Source organism: Cyanobacterium sp. (genome assembly GCF_054166785.1).
Genome location: NZ_JBSZCP010000030.1, coordinates 1 through 6,216, shown reverse-complemented (window position 1 = coordinate 6,216; position 6,216 = coordinate 1). Strand labels below are relative to the sequence as shown.

4 protein-coding genes are annotated in these 6,216 nt (G+C 35.0%); 2 read left to right on the top strand and 2 right to left on the bottom strand.

Annotation, left to right across the window (positions count from 1 at the left end; all coding sequences use genetic code 11):
* Nucleotides 1–132: 132 nt before the first annotated feature.
* Both ACXITR_RS05240 and ACXITR_RS05235 read right to left on the bottom strand, forming a co-directional pair.
* Nucleotides 133–1,392, bottom strand: a complete 1,260-nt coding sequence (locus ACXITR_RS05240) for an acetylornithine/succinylornithine family transaminase (protein ID WP_457996179.1) — start codon at nt 1,390–1,392, stop codon at nt 133–135.
* A 134-nt stretch (nt 1,393–1,526) separates the two neighbouring features.
* The gene (locus ACXITR_RS05235; RefSeq protein ID WP_457996178.1) at nt 1,527–2,063 is read right to left on the bottom strand and encodes a universal stress protein; all 537 of its coding nucleotides are present in this window, start codon (nt 2,061–2,063) and stop codon (nt 1,527–1,529) included.
* A gap of 302 nt (nt 2,064–2,365) precedes the next feature.
* Here ACXITR_RS05235 and ACXITR_RS05230 point away from each other — a divergent pair, with 302 nt between their 5' ends.
* Together ACXITR_RS05230 and ACXITR_RS05225 are read left to right on the top strand one after the other, a co-directional pair.
* Complete coding sequence (locus tag ACXITR_RS05230; protein WP_457996177.1) at nt 2,366–5,479, top strand: alpha-mannosidase; 3,114 nt, start codon at nt 2,366–2,368, stop codon at nt 5,477–5,479.
* Between the two features lie 315 nt (nt 5,480–5,794).
* Nucleotides 5,795–6,085 (top strand): hypothetical protein, encoded by a 291-nt coding sequence (locus tag ACXITR_RS05225; protein WP_457996176.1) that lies wholly within the window; start codon nt 5,795–5,797, stop codon nt 6,083–6,085.
* Nucleotides 6,086–6,216: the final 131 nt, after the last annotated feature.

Genomic DNA, 6,216 nt, shown 5'->3' with positions numbered 1-6,216 from the left:
TCGGGATATATCAGAAGCAGTAGTTTCTGAGCCTACCAACCCTCTGCAACTTGTGTTGTTTGAGTGGATGAACGGTCAAGTAATTGGCTGTTAGAATCCCTATCTTCAGCCGTTAGGCAAAGTTAGGGTACTTCAATAGTTCTGGACTAATTCCGTGAGGGTTTGTTGGAGAATATCAGCACCTTGATCAATTTCTTCACTAGAAATAATTAGGGGAGGTACAAAACGAACTACCTTAGGCCCGGCAGGAGCTAATAATAATCCTTTTTCCATGGCTTTTTTGACCACTTCAATGGAAGTTAAATCAGCATCTGCTTTAATTTCAATACCATTAATTAAACCCCAACCCCTCACCTCTTCAAATATTTGAGGATAGGCCGTTGCGATCGCCCTTAAGCGGGTTCTAAGTTGTTCTCCACGGGCCTGAACGTTTTGCAAAAGACCTTCACTCTCAATGGTTTCTAGCACCTTGAGTCCTGCGGCACAAGCAAAGGGATTACCCCCAAAGGTACTAGCATGATTTCCAGGTTCAAAAACATCACAACTGGCTTTACACATCATCGCCCCGATGGGAATGCCCCCAGCTAAACCCTTGGCACTGGTGAAAATATCAGGTTCAACCCCGAGGTTTTCATACCCCCACATTTTACCCGTACGTCCAACCCCCACTTGCACTTCATCAAATACAAGAAGAATGCCCGTATCATCACAAATTTTTCTGAGTCGGAGGAAATAATCCAAATCCCCTGGCCGTACACCCCCTTCCCCTTGTAAAGGTTCTATCATAATAGCAGCTACACGGCGATCGCCCTCATCAATATCCGTAATAGCTTCTTCAATGGCACGAATATCATTGTAAGGTACATAGTCAAATCCGGGGACTAAAGGCTGGAAATGCTTTTGATACTTGGGTTGTCCCGTGGCGGTAACAGTAGCTAAAGTGCGTCCATGGAAGCTAGATTTTGCCGTTAAAATTACTGGCTCTTCTAAAAACTCTAATACCGTATGGGCATACTTCCTCACTAATTTTATCGCTGCCTCATTTGCCTCCGCCCCAGAATTGCAAAAGAAAACCTTATCGGCACAGGAATTTTCCACAATCTTTTTTGCCAATGCACCCTGTTCAGGAATATAGTAAAGATTAGAAACATGGTGTAATTTTTTGATCTGTTCACTCACCGCCTCAATGAGGGCAGGATGTCCATGGCCAAGGGTACAAGTAGCAATGCCTGCCACAAAATCAAGATATTCTTTTCCTTCCGTATCCCATAACTTACAGCCTTCTCCTTTTTCTATGGTGACGGGAAAACGCCCGTAGGTATTCATTACATACTTATTAAAGGTATCTCTTTCCGTTGCATCAATGTTAGATGGTAAAGTTGCTGTGCTCACAAATTAAACTCCTTAAATTTTATTAAAGACTTTTCTACTGTTCAAATATTAATAATTAACTTTTATTGTGTCACATTAACTTTTGTTCGAGTACCAATGGTAAAGAATTGAAGACAATTTCAAGGCGGTAAACTTTATTTATTGTTTCCATGTTGTATCACCAACACCGCACAGGGTGCATTATGGACAACATAGTTACTCACACTACCCAGTAAAGCCTCCCCTAAACCTTTTAATCCTCGGCGTCCCGTAACGATTAAATCAGCCCCCCAGTCTTGTGCTAATTCGCAAATTTCCACGGCAATACTACCCGTTAGACAAATAAATTCACATTTAACATCTGCTTTGTAGGCTTCAGCTTGTAGAGACTCTAACCATTCACTTACTTTTTTCTTACTATTTTCTAACATTTCCTGTTCCATATCCCACACTTCTGAGGTGTACATTCCACTACCAACCACGGAGGGCATTAATAAATCAGTATTATGGGATAAATTTTCGTGGAGGCAATGACACAGCATCAATTCACTGTGATTATTTTTAGCTATTTCGAGGGCTTGTTGATAGACTTCTTTGTTATTTTCTGGATAGTCTAAACTTACAATAATTTTATGGAAGCCTAGGGATAAACTATTGTTTTTTTTATTTTCACTTTCTAATTTGTTATCCATGGTTTTATACCTATTTTAAATGTTCCCCTAAGTATATTTTGCCATCATTACTTATTTTTCAGCGGTTTATGATAAAAAAATTAACTTTGTTCTTACGTGTGATGGTTTAAGATAATTTTTGCTAAGTATTTTTTTCTTCATTTTTATTAATGGAAAATGTATAATTAGTGATTAAAACTTTACTGTGACGCTAACCCATTGGGACTAATTAGGTTAATCAAAAAGACGATGGATAAGGGTTTTAGCTTTTTTGAGGCTTTTTTTATGATCAATCTGTTCCAAATAATTCATGACTATTTTATATGTTAATAAAAGAAACTATAAATAAACTTAAATCTTTAACAGAATTAGATATTCAAAATAATTGGAGCTATTCAGACGAAGACTTATCACAACCTCCCCTATATGTTAATAAAAATTGGCAAAGGGCGATCGCCAATGAGAAAAAATACTTAGTATGGGAAAAAGGCCATAAAATCCGCTGGTTTGCGCAAAAAATCACAATTCCTGATCATTTAAATAATTACCCTCTAAATAACCTTTCCTTAAGAATTGGACTTACATGGTGGGCAGAATTTGCTCAGATATATATTAACGAACAATTAGTATGTGAAGGAGATTTATTTGACTCCTCTAGTCGAGTATTAGTTACGAATAATACCCAGCCAAATCAAGAGTTTATTATCAGTTTAAAATTAATCAGTCCAAACCACGACATAGGCGGTTTAATGGCTTCCCGATGTCTTTATGAGAGTGATTATAAAAAAATAGATCCTAGTTTTGTTGCCAATGAATTAACAGTTTTATACCAATATATCGATAACTTTTATCCTCAAGAAAAAATTGAGATAGAGAATGCCATTCAACTAATTGACTGGAATAATATTAAACATCAAGATTTATTCAACGAGTCTTTGATTAATTTCAGAAATCAACTTTTACCCTTATCTCAATATATCAAAAATAGAAATTTTTATCTCTTAGGTCATGCCCATTTAGACATGGCTTGGTTATGGAAGATGGATGAAACCTATACCGTTGCCCAACGAACTTTTAACTCCGTATTAAATTTACAAAAAGATAGTCCTAAATTAACATTTGGACATACCACTGCTTATCTTTATCAATGGATAGAAGATAATAATAAGCCCCTATTTAATCATATTCAAGCAAAAGTAAAAAATAATACTTGGGAAATATTAGGGGGGATGTGGGTAGAGCCAGAAGTTAATTTAATTAGTGGAGAATCATTGGTTAGACAAATATTATATGGACAAAAATATTTTAAAGAAAAGTTTGCACAATATAATCGGGTAGCATGGTTGCCTGATAGTTTTGGTTTTCCTGCACAATTACCCCAGATTTTAAAATTAGGAGAAATAGATTATTTTGTGACGGGTAAACTACACTGGAATGATACTAATAAGTTTCCCCATGGGTGTTTTTGGTGGCAATCCCCTGATGGTAGTCGGGTTTTCACTGCCATGTCTCCTCCTAATGTGGCGGGGGTTATGAATACTAATCCTGTGGTAATGACTGATTATAGTGTGGACTGGGAAGGGCAAACGGGATTAAAGGACATTTTTTGGCTGCCGGGGGTAGGGGATCATGGGGGCGGCCCTACCCGTGATATGTTGGATGTAGTAAAACGTTATGATGAGTCTCCTTTTTTTCCACAGGTTAATTTTGCTAAAGCGGAAGATTATTTAGACAAAATTAGTAATGAATTAAATAATAATGTCCCTATGTGGTATGAGGAGCTATATTTAGAGTTACATAGGGGTTGTTATACTACCCATGGGGATCAAAAATATTTCAATAGATATTGTGAGAAGTTACTTTTTCAAGCTGAATTATTCTCTACAATTACTAATATTTTAAATAAGAAATATAATTTAGGTGATAATCATCATATTAATAATCAGGCTAAAATTGATGAACTATGGAAAAAAGTATTATTAAATCAATTTCATGACATTCTCCCCGGTACTTCTATTACTCCAGTTTTTACGGAAGCTAATCAACTATGGCAAGAGGTAATTCAAGAAGGTAAATTAATTTTAAATGATTGCCTAAGGGCGATCGCCCTGAATATTGATAATGAAAAAAGGGTATTATTAGAAGGAGAAAAAAGGGTAGTAATTTTTAATAGTTTAAACTGGCAACGTTCGGAAATTGTTGAGATAGATATTGATGGACAAAAATATCAAGTAAAAGATTCTCAGGGTAATCAATTAGAAACTCAAATTTCTGAAGATAACAAACTATTAGTTTTTGTTAAAAATATCCCCAAAGTCGGCTATATCCAACTAATTTTGACTCCTAATCAAGAACAAGATAAATTAGAACCATTACAACCAGAAGCTGAATTCATTTTAGAAAATAAATATATAAAAGCAACTATTGACTCTAAAACAGGTAATTTAGTCAGTCTTTATGATTATAAAATAGATCAAGAAATGGTTAAAGGTGAAGCAAATCAACTACAACTATTTAAAGATGAAGGACAATATTGGGATGCTTGGAATATTAACCCTAATTATGAACAATATCCTTTAGAACATCCCCAACTCATCGATATTAAATGGCTAGAAAAAGGGAGATTAAGACAAGTCATAAAAATAGTAAAAAAATATAATCAATCAACCTTTACCCAAAAATATATTTTACATTGCCATAGCCCCATCGTTTACATCGAAAATACCATTGATTGGCAAGAAGAATACACCCTTTTAAAAGTAAATTTTCCCCTCAACTTTAATAGCCCCAAAGCGTATTATGAAACTCCCTGTGCTGTGATGGAATACCCTACCACCCAAAAAACTGCATTAGAAAAAGCAAAATGGGAAATCTGCGCCCATCATTGGGTTGACTTAAGCAATGACAAATATGGAATCAGTTTACTGAATAATTGTAAATATGGTCACGATTTCAAGCCCAATCAAATTAGATTAAGTCTGTTGCGTAGCCCTAAATGGCCTGACCCTACTTCTGATATGATGATACATCATTTTACCTATGCTATTTATCCCCATCAAAATGGTTGGCAAGAGGCTAAAACAGTTAACAAAGGTTATGAGTTAAATGTACCCTTAGAAGTAGTGATATTAGACCATGAGGAGGGTAATTTTAATCTTTTCCCCCACAATCAACAATTTATAAATTTAGGCTCAGATAATTTAATTTTGACAGCTTTAAAACAGGGTTATGGCGATAATAACCAAATCATTTTACGTTTTTATGAATCAAGCAATAAAATTACTAATTTTTCTCTGGAAAATACCTTAGATTTAGAACTTCAAGCAAGGGTTAATATTTTAGAAAATCATCTTGATGACGTTAACTTTAGCACCATAAAACCTTGTGAAATCACCAGTTATCTCCTTTGTCAGAGTTCAACAGAAACCGATAAATAAAACAAAAGAGGATTTATTACCTTCATCAAAGGTGTACAGTAACAGATTAAATGACGTGATAACAGATTAGTGTCATCTAAAAATAAGACCCTTCAAATCTTTGCATATCAAGTATTATCAATTAAATCAGGTTTAACAGTCTTTGAGATTAAGTTAACAAATTAAGTGTCGTTTTCCTGAAATATAACAAATTATATGTCGCCTTCCAATTAGGCGACTTTTTTGTTTGAAAAGTGGTCATTAACAAATTATGTGTCATATAATAAGTATTAATCTACTATGTATTAATAAAACATTTATGTAGGAGTTATAGGGATGGATGACCAATTTTCCGATGCACCAGAATTAATAACTCAACTCTCTCCCGAAGAACAGAAAATAGCTGATGTCATTGAAGATTTACTAGAGCCGTGCGATCGCAAAACTTATGGGGAAAAGTTAAAACGAGCATCAATCCAATTGAATAAGTCAGTTCGCACTATCCAAAGATATGTCAAACAATGGGAAAAAGATGGTTTGCATGGCATAGCCCAAAATAATCGAGCAGATAAGGGATCTTATAGAACCCATTTGGTATCTAGTAGAATATTGAGAGAAACAAATTGATAAATGGAATAATGGCTTACTCTAGCAGTCTAAGTGATCAAGAATGGGAAATAATTAAACCTCTATTACCAAAGAAAAAAAGAACTTGTCCACCAAAGTGGTCTAAAAGACAAATTTGGGATGGTATCTTT

Coding starts and splice junctions, on each gene's coding strand:
- ACXITR_RS05235 (WP_457996178.1), bottom strand. CDS start 2,063: ATGGATAACAAATTAGAAAGTGAAAATAAAAAAAACAATAGTTTATCC.
- ACXITR_RS05230 (WP_457996177.1), top strand. CDS start 2,366: ATGTTAATAAAAGAAACTATAAATAAACTTAAATCTTTAACAGAATTA.
- ACXITR_RS05225 (WP_457996176.1), top strand. CDS start 5,795: ATGGATGACCAATTTTCCGATGCACCAGAATTAATAACTCAACTCTCT.